The 18,235-nt window shown below is 47.4% G+C and carries 15 protein-coding genes; 9 read left to right on the top strand and 6 right to left on the bottom strand.

What is annotated here, in order from left to right; genetic code table 11:
* Nucleotides 1–118 precede the first annotated feature (118 nt).
* From SPB21_RS10305 to SPB21_RS10295, 3 genes are all read right to left on the bottom strand, one after another.
* Nucleotides 119–577 (bottom strand): DUF2141 domain-containing protein, encoded by a 459-nt coding sequence (locus tag SPB21_RS10305; protein ID WP_163669520.1) that lies wholly within the window; start codon nucleotides 575–577, stop codon nucleotides 119–121.
* A 125-nt stretch (nucleotides 578–702) separates the two neighbouring features.
* Entirely contained in the window at nucleotides 703–924 is a 222-nt protein-coding gene (locus SPB21_RS10300) for a hypothetical protein (RefSeq protein WP_163669518.1), read from the bottom strand.
* 64 nt (nucleotides 925–988) lie between these two features.
* Nucleotides 989–3,538 carry a sensor domain-containing protein gene (locus tag SPB21_RS10295; protein ID WP_499866479.1) on the bottom strand — a complete coding sequence of 850 codons (2,550 nt, stop codon included), beginning with the start codon at nucleotides 3,536–3,538 and terminating at the stop codon, nucleotides 989–991.
* Nucleotides 3,539–3,957: 419 nt separating this feature from the next.
* Between SPB21_RS10295 and SPB21_RS10290 the strand changes: the two genes are divergently transcribed.
* The 5 genes from SPB21_RS10290 to arsH all read left to right on the top strand — a co-directional run bounded on the left by SPB21_RS10290 (nucleotide 3,958) and on the right by arsH (nucleotide 8,710).
* Complete coding sequence (locus SPB21_RS10290) at nucleotides 3,958–4,809, top strand: sterol desaturase family protein (RefSeq protein ID WP_163669514.1); 852 nt, start codon at nucleotides 3,958–3,960, stop codon at nucleotides 4,807–4,809.
* Nucleotides 4,810–4,915: 106 nt separating this feature from the next.
* Entirely contained in the window at nucleotides 4,916–6,163 is a 1,248-nt protein-coding gene (locus SPB21_RS10285; protein ID WP_163669512.1) for an adenylate/guanylate cyclase domain-containing protein, read from the top strand.
* Between the two features lie 102 nt (nucleotides 6,164–6,265).
* Nucleotides 6,266–6,700: an ArsR/SmtB family transcription factor gene (locus SPB21_RS10280; protein ID WP_250565145.1), complete on the top strand. Its 435-nt coding sequence runs from the start codon at nucleotides 6,266–6,268 to the stop codon at nucleotides 6,698–6,700.
* A gap of 115 nt (nucleotides 6,701–6,815) precedes the next feature.
* Nucleotides 6,816–7,856 (top strand): permease, encoded by a 1,041-nt coding sequence (locus SPB21_RS10275; RefSeq protein ID WP_499866478.1) that lies wholly within the window; start codon nucleotides 6,816–6,818, stop codon nucleotides 7,854–7,856.
* Between the two features lie 209 nt (nucleotides 7,857–8,065).
* A complete protein-coding gene (gene arsH, locus SPB21_RS10270; protein ID WP_163696130.1) occupies nucleotides 8,066–8,710 on the top strand; it encodes an arsenical resistance protein ArsH in 645 nt (214 codons plus the stop codon).
* 126 nt (nucleotides 8,711–8,836) lie between these two features.
* Here arsH and SPB21_RS10265 read toward each other — a convergent pair whose 3' ends face one another.
* Nucleotides 8,837–9,013 carry a hypothetical protein gene (locus tag SPB21_RS10265; protein ID WP_499866477.1) on the bottom strand — a complete coding sequence of 59 codons (177 nt, stop codon included), beginning with the start codon at nucleotides 9,011–9,013 and terminating at the stop codon, nucleotides 8,837–8,839.
* Nucleotides 9,014–9,282: 269 nt separating this feature from the next.
* On the opposite strand from SPB21_RS10265, the gene SPB21_RS10260 reads away from it, so the two are divergent.
* The 4 genes from SPB21_RS10260 (at nucleotide 9,283) to SPB21_RS10245 (ending at nucleotide 15,743) form a co-directional block, all read left to right on the top strand.
* The gene (locus SPB21_RS10260) at nucleotides 9,283–11,904 is read left to right on the top strand and encodes a CHAT domain-containing protein (RefSeq protein ID WP_499866476.1); all 2,622 of its coding nucleotides are present in this window, start codon (nucleotides 9,283–9,285) and stop codon (nucleotides 11,902–11,904) included.
* 77 nt (nucleotides 11,905–11,981) lie between these two features.
* Nucleotides 11,982–12,824: a helix-turn-helix domain-containing protein gene (locus SPB21_RS10255; RefSeq protein ID WP_163696136.1), complete on the top strand. Its 843-nt coding sequence runs from the start codon at nucleotides 11,982–11,984 to the stop codon at nucleotides 12,822–12,824.
* A 41-nt stretch (nucleotides 12,825–12,865) separates the two neighbouring features.
* Nucleotides 12,866–14,032, top strand: coding sequence for a benzoate/H(+) symporter BenE family transporter (locus SPB21_RS10250; RefSeq protein WP_499866475.1), 1,167 nt, complete (start codon nucleotides 12,866–12,868; stop codon nucleotides 14,030–14,032).
* A 286-nt stretch (nucleotides 14,033–14,318) separates the two neighbouring features.
* Nucleotides 14,319–15,743, top strand: coding sequence for an ABC transporter substrate-binding protein (locus SPB21_RS10245; RefSeq protein ID WP_499866474.1), 1,425 nt, complete (start codon nucleotides 14,319–14,321; stop codon nucleotides 15,741–15,743).
* A 98-nt stretch (nucleotides 15,744–15,841) separates the two neighbouring features.
* On the opposite strand, the gene SPB21_RS10240 is transcribed toward SPB21_RS10245, so the two are convergent.
* The gene (locus SPB21_RS10240) at nucleotides 15,842–16,456 is read right to left on the bottom strand and encodes a cytochrome c oxidase subunit 3 (protein WP_163669430.1); all 615 of its coding nucleotides are present in this window, start codon (nucleotides 16,454–16,456) and stop codon (nucleotides 15,842–15,844) included.
* 81 nt (nucleotides 16,457–16,537) lie between these two features.
* Nucleotides 16,538–18,229 (bottom strand): cytochrome c oxidase subunit I, encoded by a 1,692-nt coding sequence (gene ctaD / locus SPB21_RS10235; RefSeq protein ID WP_163696143.1) that lies wholly within the window; start codon nucleotides 18,227–18,229, stop codon nucleotides 16,538–16,540.
* Nucleotides 18,230–18,235: the final 6 nt, after the last annotated feature.

The following is an 18,235-nucleotide window of genomic DNA, read 5'->3' as shown; positions in this document are numbered from 1 at the left end:
GATACACCCAGGGTATATGCCCTCAATATTTTATCTAAGCAAGCTGTTTGAATTCTTAGAATCTGCCTCACCCCCCCTTAAAATCAGGGGGATAAGTTTAATTTATCTAGAAGTTGCCTTAAAAATAGCTGAGTTCAACCTCGATCCTGTTTTCTGCGCCTGCTACCAAAAACACAGCGTCTCCAAATTCAGGTGGCCCGGTTAGCGCTTCTGGGTTTCTGGAAAATCCAAACCCCTCGGCAGGCATGCCGACAAAGTTGCGGTTAAACTCATTGTCGTTGTTAGCATCATGGAAGACTGAAACCGCATAGCTACCAGGGGCCAGATTCTCAAAGGTGGCTACGGGGGGGGAGTCCTCTGTCAGCGTTAAACATAGGCTTTCCAGGGCCTCTTCTCGATCCCCAGGAAATCCATCGCTGCTATTAAAGAGGTTAAGGCAGACCTGTCCTTGGGGGGTATTGACACCACTGATCTCTACTGCCAGCTGGGTGTGCTCAAGTTGCCCATGGGCCGGATAGGCTAAGCTGCCCACCGTGGTCATCATCAGAACACCAGCTACAACATGGCGATTATGCATTTGTAACCTCCTAATGAACGTTTAGTTAGTGAGCCGATTAACTCTACTCATTCCCTATTGTGCTATCCGCATTCTAAAATCGGCTGCGTCTATTCTGCGAAGCTTTGGTAAACAATTGTCTGGAATTATTCAGGGGATAAAAAGCCCTGGCCCCAGATGGGATCATAGCCAGTGGTCAGATCTGAGGCTAAAAACGCCTCTAACGATAGACCGTTTGCGATCGCACTTTCCGTCACGCCCCTTACATCCATCAGCATTTGCCGATAGGCCTCTAGCTCAGCCCAAGGGGAAAGGGCACCATGACATCGATAAACGGATAGACCCCATTGAAAGCGATCCAGTCTCATGAATGTGACTCATTAACGATTTAGTTATATGTAGCACATTTAACAAAAAACAAATCAAAATTAATTATTCAGACGCATCCCTGGGAAAATGAGGCCGCTGGAAAGATTGCTCTTGAGCTAACAGATCGGTTGCTTCCTCTACCCCCATCGGTTCAGCACAATAGTCTCCTTGTACCGCATTGCAACCTATTTCTTTTAGCCAATGCAGTTGTTGCCGTGTTTTTACACCTGCTGCAATCGTTGTCAATCCCAAAGACTGGCACATGGTAATGATTGACTCTGCAATAATCTGATTGACTCCGTTTAATTCCATTGAACTCACAAAGCCTTGGTCAATTTTGAGGGCTTTTACAGGTAGCTGATGCAAATGGCGTAGGCAGGAGTATCCTGCTCCAAAATTATCAATAACAACGCCCACACCAAAGTGCTTGAGTTGATTCAGCAAAGGTTGGGTGGTTTCATAATCCTGCACCAGCATGCTTTCTGTTATTTCAATCATTAAACTGTTGTCTACAGGTCTATGGACGGCTAAAACTTTCTCAAGCTTGACCAGTAGCGATTCCTTGAGGTGTTCACCTAAAAAATTGATATTGATCCCTGGAGAATGTTCAGGAAAATGAGTTTGCCAGAGCACTAACTGCTGACAGGCTGTTCGCAACACCCATTCGTCAATAGGGGCAATCAGCCCAATCTCCTGGGCAATGTCAATAAATCGATCTGGCAACATTAGTCCCTCTTCAGGATGCTGCCAGCGGAGTAGGGCTTCAAAGGCTTCTATTTTTTGAGTTTTCAGATTAACAATGGGTTGATAGTAGAGTGAAAATTCTTCATTTTCCAATGCCCTGTGCAACTTGTTCTCAAGGTGCAGTCGCTGCACCACCTGTAGATGCATGGTGGAATCAAAGACAACATACTGCCCTCGCCCCCTACGCTTAGCGTCATACATGGCGACATCGGCATCGCGCAAAAGTTCAGAGGCTATGTAATGATGTTGTTGTCTGGATAGGGCAATACCAATACTTACCCCTGGAAATAACCGTTGGTTCGCAATGTTAAGCGGTGTTTGCAGCACTTCTAAAACGCGCTCTGCCACCATGGTGGCTTCTGCCAGGTCTCCAATCTCCTCTAGGAGAATGACAAATTCGTCGCCGCCCAAACGGGCGGCTAAATCTGTTTCTCGAATGACGCCCTTGAGTCTGGTGGAAATTGCCAACAGCAGCCTGTCTCCCACGGAGTGACCCAGGCTATCGTTGATGACCTTAAAGTTGTCTAGGTCTAAAAACATTACGGCCAGCTGGGTTTCATGGTGTCGCTTGATTCGTTTAAGGGCCAACTCTAAACGTTCCATCAACAGACTACGGTTGGGCAAGCCCGTTAGCGCATCGTGAAACGCATCATGTTTTAATTTCTCTTCTGCTTTGATGCGATCGCTAATATCCTGAATAACAGCCAACGTATGTTGAGGATTACCTTGGGCATCTTTTACAATGGATACTCCTGTATTGGACCAAAAAAAGCTACCGTTTTTTCTTAAATAGCGTTTTTCATGAAAAAGGTAAAGTGCTTCATTGGTAAATAGCCTATGGGCCATAACCTGAGTCTGGTCTCGATCATCCGGATGGGTAATCTCGCTAATGGGTTTGGCCAGTAATTCTTCGCGAGAGTATCCCAGCATTTCACAGAAGCGGGGGTTGGCATCAACAAATTTGCCATCGAGCGTGCCATTGGCCAACCCAACAGCGGCTTGATTATAAATACTGCGATAGCGTTCTTCGCTGTCCCGTAGGGCCTTCTCAGTCTGGCAGCTCTGGGTAATATCGACGGCCATCGTAATGGCAATGCGTCGACCATCTGCCAGCTTTTCTAACGGTGCGGAGCTAAACTGCCAGATCCGCTGCTTGCCTTTGGCAATATTGATAGTTTGTGTGTCCTCATCTCCACGAGATGCCAGACTATAGTTCTTCGCAATGACAGTTTCGAGCATCTCAGTCGCCCTCTCACCATAGGCTAGCTGGGCCCATACTTGAGTAGTGGGCAGATCCTTCTGGGTAAATCCTGTCAGCTCAGTCCAAGTACCGTTGATATGCAGGACCTCACCATCTTCGGCATGGATCATGATCGGAAATGGAGCCATTGCGATCGCACGGCGAAACCGTTGCTCACTCATCTGTAGACGGGCCTCTGCCTGTTTGCGATCGCTAATATTCTGCACCAGCATCAACACTTCATCTGCACTACAGGGAACAACCCTAACCTGCTCGATTTGTTTGTTGCCATCAATCAAAAGAGTGTGTTCATAGGTTTCAATCGATTGGGTTGCCAACGCCTTTTGCAAAGCCTCTAACCGTTTTTGAGCGATATCTGGCGGTAGCCGATCAGTGATATGGGTGCCTACCCAATTTTGTAGTTCACCGAGGACGGGAAAGTCGGGGGACGCTAAAAACTCAAGATAGATGCCATCGCGATTGATGCGCATGATCAAGTCAGGTAAGGCATTAATGAGGGCCCGATGGTGGGCTTCACTGGCCAGCAACTCGGCCTCAACCTGCTGGCGACGCTTAACCTCTTGGTTTAATCGATAATTTTGTATGGCAACCACAATCAAACTGATCATCGAGCTGCCCAAAGCTAGCATCAGAACCGTTTGCTTTATTTCCAAATCAAGCTGTAATGTGAGCTTTGGCCAGCCAAGCCACTCTCCCCAAAAATAGAATTGTAATCCAATTGAACTACCCTCAAGCATACTCGTAGATTTCTAACTTTAGTACAGCGTTAAAAAGCCTCTGTACTCGAATACTGACGTTCTAATGGCTCTATTTGTGGCCTCTAATCGACTCTAAGAATATTAGAAACATTAGTGTTGATTCATAACCATTATCTTTTTTAATTCAAAAAATAAATAATCATACAGGTTGCTGAACAAAGTGCCCCATCTATGTCAAGAGGAGACCTAGACAAAGTGCCCTATTTGTGTGACGAGGAGACCTAGACTAGATATAGATGGCCTGCTCCATACACTAGAGGACATATAGAATGATGATCGGCGAGCTACAACTGTTGGAGTATGAGTTTACGATTCGGTGTGGCTTTTTCTTCGGCATACTTATGTTGATGCAACTATGGGAAGCCATGGCCCCTTGCCGGCATTCCTCATCTCCCAGGGTAATGCGATGGTTTAGCAATGTTGGATTATTGACCCTGGGTACGATTGTGTTACGAGCCATCTTTCCCTTGGCATCATTAGGTGTTGCTGCCATTGCTAAGGAACAGCAATGGGGAATATTTTACACGTTGCCTCTGACGCACTGGCAGACTGTAGTGCTATCTGTTATCTGTCTGGATTTCATTACCTACCTAAACCATGTCCTGTTTCACGCCTTGCCAGCACTGTGGCGATTCCATCGAGTGCACCATGCTGATCTCGACTTTGATGTGACGACAGGCCTAAGATTTCATCCCGTTGAAATCTTGCTATCAATGGCCAATAGAATGATTATCATTTTGTTGTTAGGGACACCCATCGTTGCTGTATTGATATTTGAAATCATTCTCAATGCAACATCAATGTTCAATCATGGCAACGTTCGTTTACCTGCCCCATTAGAGCGCTTACTACGGCTGTTTGTAATCACTCCAGACATGCATCGCATCCATCATTCTGCCATCACCAAAGAAACCAATAGCAATTTTGGCTTCAATATTCCCTGGTGGGACTACATCTTTGGAACCTATCGCAGACACCCTTTGGCTGGCCATCAAGAGATGGTCATTGGCCTTGTTGAACACCAGCAAGATTTACGGGTTGTGCAGTTGCATTGGATGCTGGTTTTTCCTTTTCTCAACCATTTATCAAAGACTGAAGAGCCAGTCCTTCGTACCCGCTAAGACATGGGCACGGGAGATATTGCAAAGATCCAAAAAATGGAGCGCTAAAATTAGTTAGATCCGTTGGGGTGCTGCTGAATACGTAGTTTTATAGGCAAAGGAATATATGACGAAGCCTAAAGAGGCCCGTTTTAGGCAACCTACAGTCCAGCCTATTCAGGCTGCTGTTCATCAAGTCATTGCCAAAGAATCCCTTAGCAACGAGCGTAAGGTTGCCTATGTCAAAGTAGTGGTGGTGCTAATTTCAAGCATTCTAGATGTGCTCGTTTTCTTTTTCCCACAGCGCATCATCGGTGAAGCCTCTGTTTCGCCTACCGTTGCTCTGATTTCTGTTAGTGCCTGCATCATATATAGCGGCTTTCTCCTGGCCCTATGTCAGCCGACTGCCTGGCGCTGGCTACCCAAGCTACAGATTGCCATTCCCCTGTTTGATGGCCTGTTACTCGCACTTTTCATTACCAATATTGCAAGTGTCTTAGGGGAAACTCAACCCAAAATTGTCACTAACGTTGCTGCATTTTGTTGTTTACTAGCGGTCTCTGGCGGTATTCGTATTCGCCGTCAGGCGTCAGCGATTACCACCGTTTTAGCCCTTGCCAACTTTACCTATGCTATTTTTCTGTTTCAGTTAAATCTAGCAATCGGTGTGTTTGCACTGTTTACCATTCTGGGTACCGGGCTCATGGGCATGCTCACCTCTGGCATTGTCCGCCGCCAAGGCAAAAATGAAGCGGGCCGTCTATTGATGCAGCAGTTTCTGCCAGCGAATGTTGTTGACGCGGCGTTTGAAACACCGACAGATCTGATAGAAGAGCCCATGACCTTTGATGTCACGGTTATGGTGACTGACCTACGCGGCTTTACTCACTATGCGGAAAAACTTGAACCCGCTGATGTATTTGAGTTTCTGAATCAGCTCCAGGGTCTTTTGTCCACCATCGTCAAACGCCATGATGGTTGGGTTACCACCTTTATGGGGGATGGTATGCTGGCCGTCTTTGGTGCGCCAAACGTGTTAGACAACCACGCAGACCATGCAGTACAGGCGGCCCAGGCAATTTTGTCAGAGGTCGAACAACTGAGCCCTTTGCCCATTGGCATTGGCTTACATTCAGGCTCCATCGTTGCCGGTTGCCTAGGCACCGATGGTCATCTGGAATTCTCTGTGATTGGAGATACGGTCAATGTTGCTTCTCGACTGGAATCCTTAACGAAGGAAGTGGACTCTTCTCTATTGATTAGCAAAACTACTCAGCAACGCCTCAAAAGCCTATCCCTTAAATCCCTAGGCCAATTGCCTATCCGGGGGCGTGATCAGCACATTGAAGTGTTTGTGCTGCCTTCAGGTGAATAGTTTGTTGACAATATTTACGATTGCTGGTCTGGAAGAAAAACCCGTCTAGTGCCATTGCTATTTGACGGTATCCCACAACTAACGTCATCTTGAGGATCAGCAATGCCCAATATTTTCTGGGCCCTTGACAAAAACGTGTATTTTGATGATCATCGAAATATGTCAGATAGCCAATCGCGTTCCGTCGAAGAAATAGCCGCTGCCTTTGCGGCCCTTGGACAGCCTTCACGACTTAATATCGTGCGGCTTCTTTTATCGGCCCATCCCCAAGGTTTACCTGCGGGCGAAATTCAACGGGAGCTAGGGATTACGGCTTCAACGCTGTCTCACCATTTAGATAAACTGCGTCAGGTTGGGCTGGTGCAGGCTGAGAAGGATCGCCAATGGATTTGGTATAGCGTCCAGTCTGATGCCCTTAAGTACCTGATTGATTTCCTTTTTGAGGAATGCTGTACCCGTAATCGAGTTGTTGATCCTGAAACCTTTGAACTAACTGACGTCGCTGAACCTTTGCCTTGTCCTGATCGTCCGGATTGATTTTTGGTGGGCGGTGCCCACCCATTGGTCGGGGCATTCCATGAAATGCCCCGACCAATGAAAAATTTTTGACCTTTATTTTGATGTTTTTCGAAATACCGAAGGACTGCCCGTCATGACTTCAACTGTCTTCAATCGCTTTAATCGCAGTGTTCAACAGCTAGATAAGGTTTTTATCACCATTGTCCTTATCTTTCTTGCCTTGGCTATCCTGGTGCCGCCTCAGTTTTCTGGTAGCTTGGGCTTCCTGGTCAGCAGCCTGGTGCAGGTGTCTCCCTTCTTGCTACTGTCTATCGGGATTGCGGCCTATGCCCAGGCCAGTGGTGCAGATAATCTGATTGCCAAGGCGTTTCAAGGACGTATCTCGGTAATGATTGTTGTGGCTTCCCTATTTGGAGCACTTTCGCCCTTTTGCTCCTGTGGTGTGATCCCACTAATTGCGGCGCTCCTCTCCGTGGGGGTGCCGGTTTCAGCGGTGATGACTTTTTGGCTATCTTCCCCACTGATGGATCCGTCCATGTTTATCCTTACCGTGGGTACTCTGGGATTGCAATTCGCCATTGCTAAAACCCTAGCGACAATTGCCACTGGTCTGCTGGGCGGTTTCGGTACGCTGGCCTTGATGAACTCGGGCGTATCGACTGTAGCCTTCAGAAATCCTTTGCGTGAGGGAGCCGGTAATGGTGGCTGTGGCGGTAGTCGCGTACGGAATCCTAAGCCGGTTGTGTGGAAATTTTGGCCTGAGGCGGAGCGCCGCCAGAAGTTTTGGCAGGGAGCACGTAACAATGGCTGGTTCCTGGGTAAATGGCTAGCGCTGGCATTTTTGCTGGAGAGTTTAATGCTGGTATATGTACCCAACGCCTGGATTCAGACGATTGCAGGAGATGGTAGTCTGTTGTCCGTGGTGGGTGCAGCTCTGGTGGGGATTCCCGCTTACCTGAATGGATATGCAGCGTTACCTCTAGTCGCGGGTTTAGTGAATCAAGGTATGGCACCGGGGGCTGGTATGGCATTTTTGCTGGCAGGTGGGGCCACTAGTATTCCAGCCATGATTGCAGTCTTTGCATTGGCTCGTCGCCCAGTGTTTTTGGCTTACTTAGGCTTTGCCTTTATCGGTTCGGTGACAGCGGGCTTAGCCTATAGTGTGATGTTTTAAGGAAGAGGTCGGGAGTCAGGAGATAGGGGAGAGAATTTTTCTGACTCCTGACTCCTGAAATCTGTCTCCTGAAACTTCTGACCACAGCTCGTTTACTCAGTATCTTTTACGTTATCCAACCATCCCCATGCATCATCGTCACTAGAGTAAACGGTTTTATTTCTCTACCCATTCACTTTCATTTTCTCCCTTTCCTTCTAATTTTACCCATGACATTTGACCACAAACCACGCATTCTTTTTCTTTACGGCTCTCTTCGTGAACGCTCTTACAGTCGTCTTCTAGCGGAAGAAGCTGCTCGTATTATTGAAGACTTTGGAGCTGAGGTAAAGTTTTTTGATCCTCGAGGATTACCCCTCCACGGTGCAGAACCGGATACTCATCCGAAAGTGAAAGAGTTGCGTGACCTCTCGCTATGGTCAGAAGGACAGGTATGGTCGAGCCCTGAGATGCACGGCAACATCTCAGGGCTAATGAAAACCCAAATTGATTGGATTCCCCTAAGCATGGGAGCCATTCGCCCTACCCAGGGCCGTACATTGGCTGTGATGCAGGTATCTGGCGGTTCCCAATCCTTTAATGCGATTAATACCATGCGAATTTTGGGACGCTGGATGCGGATGTTTACCATTCCGAACCAGTCCTCTGTGGCTAAAGCCTATCAAGAGTTTAATGAAGACGGCACCATGAAGCAGTCCGCCTACCGAGATCGAGTGGTAGATGTGATGGAAGAACTCTATCGGTTTACCCTGCTACTACGAGACAACGTAGATGAACTCACCGATCGCTACAGTGAACGTAAAGCAACTGCAGCGAAACAGCTAGAAGAAACGGCGAAAAACGCTCTGACCTGACCCATAGAGAGCCAATCCATAGGGACCCATGCCTATGGGGCCTGGGATACGGGTATGCAGCCAAATCTTTTGTAGGGCGCACGGCTGTGCGCCCCTACGGAGATAACCCGATGTAATTTTGTTTTTTTAACTTTTATCCCTCCGATCGCGATTGTAGGTAACCACTTCGTGGAGGGTGACCCTACCATCTTCGTTTAGATCGGCAATGGGGTTGCCAAGACCTACCTGGGCAGCACTGGCCGCGCTAGCCACTGCCCCCATGGACATCAAAACTGTTAGTGTGGATAAGAAGAAGCGTTTCATTTCAAAAACCTCGATGCAATGCAAGGTGTTAACCAACGGGTTATCACCTCTGACAGTTTTTAAGATAGAAAGCTCGTCTGAGTCTCACCGCATACTTGGTTAAGATCCAGCTGAGAGTTAAATGAACAAAATTAATCTTCTTGAGAGAATGAATGATAGTCAATGTAATACGGACCTGTGCAACGTAATCTATCGAAATCCGTAAATAGCCAGAATCTCAACGTATCCTACCTTTAGAGGCTAGTTATATATATTTCTTCCAATAACCCATGGCTCTGAAGCCAACATCCCGTAAAATTCTTTTTCTGGCGGCTAATCCTAAAGACACCAGTCGATTACGGCTAGATGAAGAAATTCGGGATATTCAAGAGGGGCTCAAACTATCAACAGGCAGGAATGCTTTTGAAGTTATTACTCAATGGGCCGTGCGTACCAAGGATTTGAGGCGAGCTTTACTGGAATATGCTCCACAAATCGTTCATTTTTCTGGCCATGGGGCAGGTGAATCGGGCCTCATTCTAGAAAATGAAATGGGGCAGGCAGAGCCTGTGGCCGCCACCGTGCTGGTTCAATTGTTTAAACTTTGCCCGAGTGTAGAGTGTGTAGTGCTCAATGCCTGTTATTCCCAAGTACAGGCATTGGCCATTGCCCAGCATGTTCCCTATGTGATTGGCATGAATCAGGCCATTGGCGATGTTATTGCCATTCAGTTTGCGGTGGGATTTTATGATGCCCTGGGCTATGGTCGCTCCCTGGCAGAAGCCTATGAGTTTGGCATGGCGGCGATTGCCGTTGAGCCCATTGTGATTTATCGAGATGTATCTATCCATGCAGAATCTGCAGGGGTAGCCGAGCCTGTAGCTCCCGTCTTGATTCAGTTGAAACGGGCACCGAGTTTACCCCTGAGGCAGCCCTCAACAGCACTTTCAAAAAAAGCATATCGCGATCGCAACGCCCTGCTCAATAAAGTCAAAAGCTATTGGATCAAAGGTGTCTTAGAGCATTCGCTTCACCATCAGGTGCTGATTAATTTAGGACTAGAAGAACGAATAGATCTGGCCGATCCATTTAACATTGCCCTTGGGATAGTAGAAAACACCCAACATACTTTGCCTGCCAATAGCAAAATTATTAATATCTTCGATGATCTGGGTATTGGCTGTAACTTACTTATTTTGGGAGAGCCAGGTTCAGGAAAAACAATTACTCTGTTGCAATTGGCCCGAGATTTGTTGATCCGTGCAGAGCAGGATACAAGTTATCCTATGCCAGTGGTTTTTAACTTATCCTCTTGGGATGGTAAACAAACTATTTCAGCCTGGCTGGTTTCAGAATTAAACTTGAAATATCAGATCCCAAGGGTAATTAGTCAACCCTGGTTAGAAAACCAAGAAATCCTAATATTGCTGGATGGCCTTGATGAAGTACGAACTAACCTACGAAATGACTGTGTTGCTGCAATAAATCAGTTTCAACAAAAACAGGGTACTGAAACAATTATCTGTAGTCGCATAAAAGACTACAAAGCCCTTTCTCAACGTCTGATAGTACAGCAGGCTATTTATATACAGCCATTACAACCCAATCAAATTGATCGTTATCTCAATCAACTGCATGTTGACCTCACCGGGTTACGCCAGCTTTTGATAACAGATAGTGCTTTACAGGAACTGGCTAAATCTCCACTGATGTTAAATATTTTAATTTTGGCCTATGAAGGTATCAGTGTAGAAGACTTTCCTCAAATGGATGTAGAAACCTATCATCAAGAGATATTTAACACCTACATCGATCGGATGTTAAAACGACGTAAAAGCGATATTCCTTATTCACCAACGCAAACGTTACGCTGGTTAAGTTGGTTAGCCCAACAACTGGTGAATTCATCCCAAACCATTTTCTTGATTGAATGGCTTGATCGTAGTTGGCTTAGAACAAATTCTCAGCTATGGCTGTACGTTATTCTCAGTTCACTTCTTACTGGGCTAATGTATGGTTGTATTTTCTCTGTTAGTACTGAGCATAATTATCGTGGTTTGTCGGTGGGGCTTTTGATTTGGGTGCTCTACAGTGTTCCTAATCTAATTATGGAACGAACCATGATTATGATTGAACGGAGGCAACCCAGTCCTAATCAGATGTTTTTACAACGCTTGACCGACTGTCTCTGGACAGGATCTTTAGGAGGGGCAATATTTGGAATGTATGCTGGCCTCTTGGGAACACCTGAAATAGGTATTGTTATTGGGATATTAACAGCATTAGTTATAGGAGGGCTTGACTGGTACATTGGAGGCACTTTAAGCATAAGTATCCTCAAGCCTATCGAGTCTTTCAAATGGTCTTGGATAAGTATTAGACGATATTTACTTGTTGGCGTTATTAGTGCTGCACCATTTAGTTTGTTAATTGGTTTCATCAATAGCCTAGAACATAGCGTGCTAGAAGGATTACTCTTTGGGGCATTAGAAGGATCCGTGTTTGGCTTGTTGGTGGGGCTCCGCACGGGGACTGAAATTGAAACCCTTCCCATACCAAATCAAGGAATTTGGCGATCTATCAAAACATCCGTAACTATAGCCCTTCTCATCTCAATTTGTTATGCCCTTGGTATTTATCTAATCAATAATGTTAGTAGTGAAATTGTTACTTCTCCACATCGAGGCGTATTTTTCGGGCTATGGATGGGGGCGTTAATGGGTGGCACTGCTTGTATTGTGCATTTCAGTCTACGAGTGGTGTGCTTTCTGTATAACCGTATACCCTGGAATTATACGCATTTTCTTGATCATGCCGCTGAGTTAGTATTCTTGCAGAAAGTAGGCAGTGGTTACATTTTTATCCATCGCTCATTAATGGAACATTTTGCCCAATTAAAGTCTTCTTCTTAACCGCTGGAGGTTAGCTATGGTAGCCATTCAACAGTCAGCTCAACAAAAGTTTGTTCCCGTTGCTCAGGTTTCGGAAAATGAGCACACAAACTGACTCAGCACGTCTTTGGAAAACAGACCTGCCAGGTGTTGAGCTGTTTGAAGCCCAACTTCACCAGCATCGATTTGGTAAACATTTTCATGAGGCCTACACCATTGGCTTTAATGAAAGTGGTCAAGGCTGCTGCCTACACCATGGTGAAAATCGTATTCTGGGTTCTGGTAGTTTTAATTTGATTAATCCAGGTGATATTCACACAGGGCAGGTTGCTTCAACGGAAGGCTGGGGTTTTCGCAATATCTATGTGGAGTTTTCGCAAATCGAACAGCTCTTAACCCAGTTGGACTGGCCAGGACATGACATCCCTTACTTCAAAGCACCGATCGTCAAAGCGCCCTCTGTACAGCCCATTTTTTATGAGCTGTTTCACTGTTTAACAACACCAAGTTCTCAGCTAAAACAACAGTCTCTGCTACTAGAACTGTTGTCAAAACTCTTCCAGCTCAATGCAGAAAATTCATTTATTGTTAGGCCTGTCCAACCAGAATCAACAGCGGTTGCCCATGTGCGCACCTACCTTGAAGCTCACTATGCCGACAATGTCTCCCTGGATAAGCTAGCTCAGTTAGTGAACCTGAGTTCCTATTATTTGATTCGTTGTTTTCGTCAGCAGGTGGGCTGTGCGCCCCATCAGTATCAGCGTCACTGGCGACTGATTCAGGCAAAGCGAGCGCTACGGAATGGCGGATCGCTGACTGAGATCGCAACCGACCATGGTTTCTATGACCAAAGCCACCTCAACCGCGCCTTTAAGAAAACCTACGGTGTCACCCCTGGTCAATATCAAAAGGGCAATTCCGTCCAATACGGTTGGGGGTAGTCATTTTTAACCTGGAAGCCAGTCGTGCATCTAGGGATATCATGACCTTCTTCAAAGATTTCTCACTATCTGCGGTGATTTCAGGCTTTGTTAGCATCCTGGTGGGCTTTACCAGTGCCGCCGTGATCGTTTTCCAAGCTGCACAGGCGTTAGGGGCAAACCCTACCGAAATCGGCTCCTGGCTGTGGGCCTTGGGCTGGGGCATGGGGTTGACCGGCATTATTCTCTCCCTGCGCTATCGTGCCCCCATCGTGATGGCCTGGTCTACACCGGGCGCAGCCATGTTGGTGACCACCACCGCCGATGTCACCCTGGCAGAAGCTACGGGAGCCTTTATTATCTCCGCTGGGCTGATTGCTCTATTTGGCTTTACTGGCTGGTTTGAGCGGCTGATGGATCGCCTGCCCCTATCCCTGGCGTCAGCCATGTTAGCGGGAGTGCTCTTGCAGTTTGGCCTAAACGTTTTTACCGCGATGCAAACCCAGTTTTTAATGGTGTTTGCCATGTTTATCGCTTATCTGATCATGCGGCGCTATAGTCCGCGCTACGCTGTGATTGCCGCTTTGGTTTTAGGGATCTTGCTGGCGGGTGCTCAAGGATTATTGCAACTGGAGACTGTTCAGCTACAGTGGGCTCGACCGGTTTTTATTGCACCAAAATTTTCGATTAACGCCCTGGTTGGCATTGCCCTGCCCCTATTTATTGTCACCATGGCTTCACAGAATGTGCCGGGCGTGGCCACGATTCGGGCTTTTGGCTATCAGGTGCCCACGTCTCCCCTGATTAGCTGGAGTGGGATGGCGTCATTAATACTGGCCCCCTTTGGTGCTTTTGCCATTAACCTGGCGGCCATTACGGCGGCCATTTCCATGGGACGAGAGGCCCATGAAGACCCGGATAAACGCTACGTTGCGGCGGTGACGGTTGGGGTGCTTTATATCGTGATCGGATTATTTGGGGCCACAGTGGTGGGTATTTTTTCAGCGCTGCCTGGCGAGCTGGTAGTTGCGATCGCAGGGCTGGCCCTCCTTGGGACCATCGGTAAAGGATTAGTCAGCGCCTTAACCCAGGAAAAAGAACGCGAACCCGCCCTGGTCACCTTCCTGGTTACAGCATCAGGCCTCAGCCTCTTTGGCATCGGTTCCGCATTCTGGGGGATATTAGCTGGCGGTTTAGCCACACTGATTGTTCGGTTCAATACACCGTGAGGCTTGACGTCATCAGCTATGCTCCTGGGAGGCCATGCTATCAATATGCCTGAATAACACGAGATGACCGGTATTCATGAAAAGGAGGTGTACTTGTTATTACCTATCTCAACTTTCTAATGGTTCTAGGTGTTTCGGTAATTTGCCCATATGAATAAACTGTATGGTGTGTTAAAAACGCAAAACTTTTCGTGTATGTTGCCTTGTATTGACCTTGTTTATGAGTTAATTCATCTGCAAAAAAATAGTTGAACATTCATGACTATCTATCCCCACTTATATTGCTATGACACCCGACGGTGGAGGTGATTTCCGGAAAACGGAAACAGGCCAGGATCTATTTAGTATCAAGGTATTTTTAGTGGCAACGGGTATCCTGGGTGCTGCTTTCTTAGGACTTACGTGGATCAGTCGTGGTGAGTTAGGTCTAAGCGATGGCACTGCGCAGACGGCGTCTGAAGAAATTCAGCTTGAGACACCTGAGTCAGACGCGTTGAAAGGGTTTCCCAGCCAGCTGAGTCAAGGTGAGCAAATTTTGCTGGCCACGTCGGCGCTGTCCATTAAGCAGGAAGGGGCGGCAGCCATCGCTTCTGGAGACTACGGTGCTGCCGTTACGGCCTTTGAACGTGCACGTAGAGCAGATGTTTCTGACCCGGAAACATTGGTTTACCTGAACAATGCTCGCATTGGTGAGCAAGAGGCCTATGGTTTAGCTATTGTTGTCCCACTTAAGTCAGATCCCACAACAGCTTCAAGCCTGTTGCGGGGGGTGGCCCAGGCTCAGACAGAAATCAATCAGGCCGGTGGCATTCAAGGGAAATCGCTGCGGATTTTCTTGGCTGATGATCAAGAAGATGTTGCGATCGCTCAGCAAATTGCCAATGATCTCAGCGAATTCCCCGATATTGTGGGTGTGCTTGGTCACAATACGACAGAAACTGCCAATGCTACATCGGAGATTTACACGGCCAGTGCTCTGCCCTTTGTCTCCACCAGTGCAGGTGCCAGCCCGGCCATTAAGCAACTACTGGCCAACGATTTGCCCATTGCAGATGCCTTAGCGTTTTACATGGCAAGGCTAAACCACCGCACTGCCATTCTTTTCTACGATGGCAATAGTGACTCCAGCCTTGCCTTTAAATCTAATTTTGAAAAGGCTCTTCAGGCTAATCAAGGCACGATGACAGCTGAGGTGAACCTGGCTGAATTATCCGCTAGTCCCCCCACTGAAACACCAACGGCAGAAATCTTTGTTCTATCACCAGGAGATAGTCCCCTCAAAACTGCAACGGAATCCATTGAAATTATCCCTAACGATCAGGTTGACCATTTTTATCGTCACGTTTTTGGCGGACATGAGCTCTTTAGCCCAGAGGTCTTAAATCTATTTGGGTCAATGGCTACCGGGACTATTTTGGCGGTGCCAGAGGCCCTTTATCAAAGTGCTGCATCTCCCTTTAGCGAACCAACCCAAGACCTTTGGGAAAAATCAACAGATTGGAGCACCTCTGCCAGCTACAATCTGACTCAGGCAGTGATTACGGGGCTTAAGCAGTCGCCCACACGGCAAGGCGTTCAACAGGCCATCGATAGTAATACCAATGATGCTGTGCGTTTACTTAGGGTTAGCATCAATCCCGATACTAGAACGGGTTATGAACTCCTTTCCCTTGGGGTCATGACCAAGGACGGGTTTCAGCCAGAAGGGTAGTTAACACAATCGGCTTTACAGCAAATCCCTGATGGATAGGCTATCTACCAGGGATTTGCTGTGAATTCTAAAAATTTAGCTAGCGCCACAGGTTTTAGCTAGCGCCACAGGTATAGCAGGGCAAACAAGATAATCCAAATGACATCAACAAAGTGCCAGTAAAGTTCTGTCGCCTCGATGCCAAAGTGATTTTCATAGGAGTAGTGGGCCGCCTTTCGAGAACGGAATAATACCGCCAACATCATCAGTAAGCCAAACAATACGTGCAAACCGTGAAACCCAGTCAATACATAGAAGGTACTGGCAAAAATATTGGTCGTTAGTCCAAACTCTAGATGGGTGTACTCATAGATTTGTCCACCCAGGAAGACGGCTCCCATTAAAGCCGTGATCGCAAACCACTTACGCATGGCACTGACATTGTTTTGCTTAATGGCTGTGTCAGCGTTGTGAATCACAAAACTACTGGAAATCAAAATGATGGTGTTGATCCCCGGTAGTAGTAGCTCTAAACCTTCGGTTCCTTCTGGGGGCCAGGCTGGGGCCATCAACCGAAAGCTGAGGTAAGCGATAAACAGACCGAGAAAGATCATGCTCTCGGCACAGAGGAAGACAAGCACACCGAACATTCGTAAATCGGGATGTTCGTCATGGGCGTGATCACTATGGTCGACGACAACAGTATCGGCTTGGTTAACAGCTGAGCTTTGCATAGGAGGAGAGTAACAAAGAAGAATCCATCTAAACCAAATCTTTTCTAAAATCATCCCCTCCTGGGAGGGGAAAGTTATCCATTAGTGCGCATGGGCCACTGCCGCTGCGATCGCTTCTTCGTAAATGTCAGGATCGTCTTTCACCGGAATGTAACCCAGACCATAGTCATAGGGACCGGTTTTGAGTTCAGGTACCCCTTCAAAGTTTTCATGGGCTGGAGGAGACAGCGTTTGCCACTCTAACGTCAGTGCCCGCCAAGGGTTGGTCGGCGCTTTTTCACCCCAGTGCCAGCTCCAGATAGCATTGATGATAAAGGGCACCGTAGATACTGCCATCAGGTAGGCACCAATAGTGGCCAACACATTCAGGTCTGTAAACTCGGGATCATACAGGGCGACACGTCGGTTCATGCCCTGTAGCCCCAGCTGGTGCATGGGCATAAAGGTGAGGTTCATGCCGACAAAGGTCAGGATAAAGTGCACCTTGCCCCAAAATTCATTCAACATCCGCCCAGTCATCTTGGGGAACCAATGGTATAGGGCCATGTAGATACCAAAGATGGATGCCCCAAACAGAACGTAGTGGAAGTGTGCTACGACGAAGTAGGTGTCATGAACGTGAATATCAAAAGGCACCGCTGCCAGCATTACACCGCTAATACCGCCAATCACAAAGATGGCAATAAAGCCAATGGCAAACAGCATGGCACTGGTATAGGCAATCTTGCCTCGCCACAGTGTGGCAGTCCAACCAAAGACCTTAATACCCGTTGGCACCGCAATGGCCATGGTGGTGATCATAAAGAACATGCGCAACCAGGGTGGAGTACCGCTGGTGAACATGTGGTGGGCCCACACAATCAGACCCAAGAAGCTAATCACCAAACTGGAGTAGGCAATGGCACGATAGCCAAAGATGGGCTTACGCGCATGGACTGGTAGCACATCGGAAATTGCTCCAAACAGAGGTAGTACAAAGATGTATACCGCTGGGTGGGAGTAGAACCAGAACATGTGCTGATAAACAACGGGATCGCCCCCGCCTGTGGGGTTAAAGAATGCGGTCCCAGCCACCAGGTCAAACATAAGCAGAATCAATGCGCCTGCCAAAACCGGTGTACTGATCAAAATCAGCAAGGACGTAGCAATCATGGCCCAGCAAAACAACGGCATTTTGAGCAGCGGCATACTGGGCACTCGCATTTTCAAAATGGTGACCAGGAAGTTGAGAGCACCCAAAATCGATGCGGTTCCACCGATGAGGATACTCATAATCCATATGCCCTGGCCCAACATGCCATTGGAGAGACTCAGTGGGGGATAAGATGTCCAGCCAGCCTGGGCCGGTTCGAAAAAGAAACTGGCCACTAACATGATGCCGGAGGGGGGGATCAGCCAAAATGCGATCGCATTAATTCGGGGAAAGGCCATGTCTTTGGCCCCGATCATCAACGGAATCAAATAGTTAGCAAGTCCGGCTCCCGCTGGCACAATCCACAAAAACAACATAATGGTGCCGTGGAGCGTCAGCACCCCGTTATAGGTCTCAGGAGTAATAAAATCCGGGGCCGGTGTGGCCAACTCCGTACGAATCACCGTCGCCAGCGCTCCACCGATCAGGTAAAACACAAAAGACGTCACCAAATACTGAATACCAATGACCTTGTGATCGGTACTAAAGGTAAAAAAGTGAGTCCACTTACGCTCATTACCCAAAGGTTGTTGAGGAGACGGTGAGGGATCAGGTGTTTTTACAGCCTCTGCTTGTGCCATGTGAAT

Source organism: Leptothoe sp. ISB3NOV94-8A (assembly GCF_043421595.1).
Classification (GTDB): Bacteria; Cyanobacteriota; Cyanobacteriia; order Phormidesmidales; family Phormidesmidaceae; genus Leptothoe; species Leptothoe turfae.
This window is presented reverse-complemented; position numbering and strand designations above follow the sequence as displayed.

What these genes read in the sequence shown, in the direction of transcription:
- SPB21_RS10275 (WP_499866478.1), top strand. Translation starts at nt 6,816, where the DNA reads ATGACTTCAACTGTCTTCAATCGCTTTAATCGCAGTGTTCAACAGCTA.
- SPB21_RS10305 (WP_163669520.1), bottom strand. Translation starts at nt 577, where the DNA reads ATGCATAATCGCCATGTTGTAGCTGGTGTTCTGATGATGACCACGGTG.
- SPB21_RS10290 (WP_163669514.1), top strand. Translation starts at nt 3,958, where the DNA reads ATGATGATCGGCGAGCTACAACTGTTGGAGTATGAGTTTACGATTCGG.
- SPB21_RS10300 (WP_163669518.1), bottom strand. Translation starts at nt 924, where the DNA reads ATGAGACTGGATCGCTTTCAATGGGGTCTATCCGTTTATCGATGTCAT.
- SPB21_RS10255 (WP_163696136.1), top strand. Translation starts at nt 11,982, where the DNA reads ATGAGCACACAAACTGACTCAGCACGTCTTTGGAAAACAGACCTGCCA.
- SPB21_RS10245 (WP_499866474.1), top strand. Translation starts at nt 14,319, where the DNA reads ATGACACCCGACGGTGGAGGTGATTTCCGGAAAACGGAAACAGGCCAG.
- SPB21_RS10280 (WP_250565145.1), top strand. Translation starts at nt 6,266, where the DNA reads ATGCCCAATATTTTCTGGGCCCTTGACAAAAACGTGTATTTTGATGAT.
- SPB21_RS10260 (WP_499866476.1), top strand. Translation starts at nt 9,283, where the DNA reads ATGGCTCTGAAGCCAACATCCCGTAAAATTCTTTTTCTGGCGGCTAAT.
- SPB21_RS10295 (WP_499866479.1), bottom strand. Translation starts at nt 3,538, where the DNA reads ATGATCAGTTTGATTGTGGTTGCCATACAAAATTATCGATTAAACCAA.
- SPB21_RS10250 (WP_499866475.1), top strand. Translation starts at nt 12,866, where the DNA reads ATGACCTTCTTCAAAGATTTCTCACTATCTGCGGTGATTTCAGGCTTT.
- SPB21_RS10240 (WP_163669430.1), bottom strand. Translation starts at nt 16,456, where the DNA reads ATGCAAAGCTCAGCTGTTAACCAAGCCGATACTGTTGTCGTCGACCAT.
- SPB21_RS10265 (WP_499866477.1), bottom strand. Translation starts at nt 9,013, where the DNA reads ATGAAACGCTTCTTCTTATCCACACTAACAGTTTTGATGTCCATGGGG.
- ctaD (WP_163696143.1), bottom strand. Translation starts at nt 18,229, where the DNA reads ATGGCACAAGCAGAGGCTGTAAAAACACCTGATCCCTCACCGTCTCCT.
- SPB21_RS10285 (WP_163669512.1), top strand. Translation starts at nt 4,916, where the DNA reads ATGACGAAGCCTAAAGAGGCCCGTTTTAGGCAACCTACAGTCCAGCCT.
- arsH (WP_163696130.1), top strand. Translation starts at nt 8,066, where the DNA reads ATGACATTTGACCACAAACCACGCATTCTTTTTCTTTACGGCTCTCTT.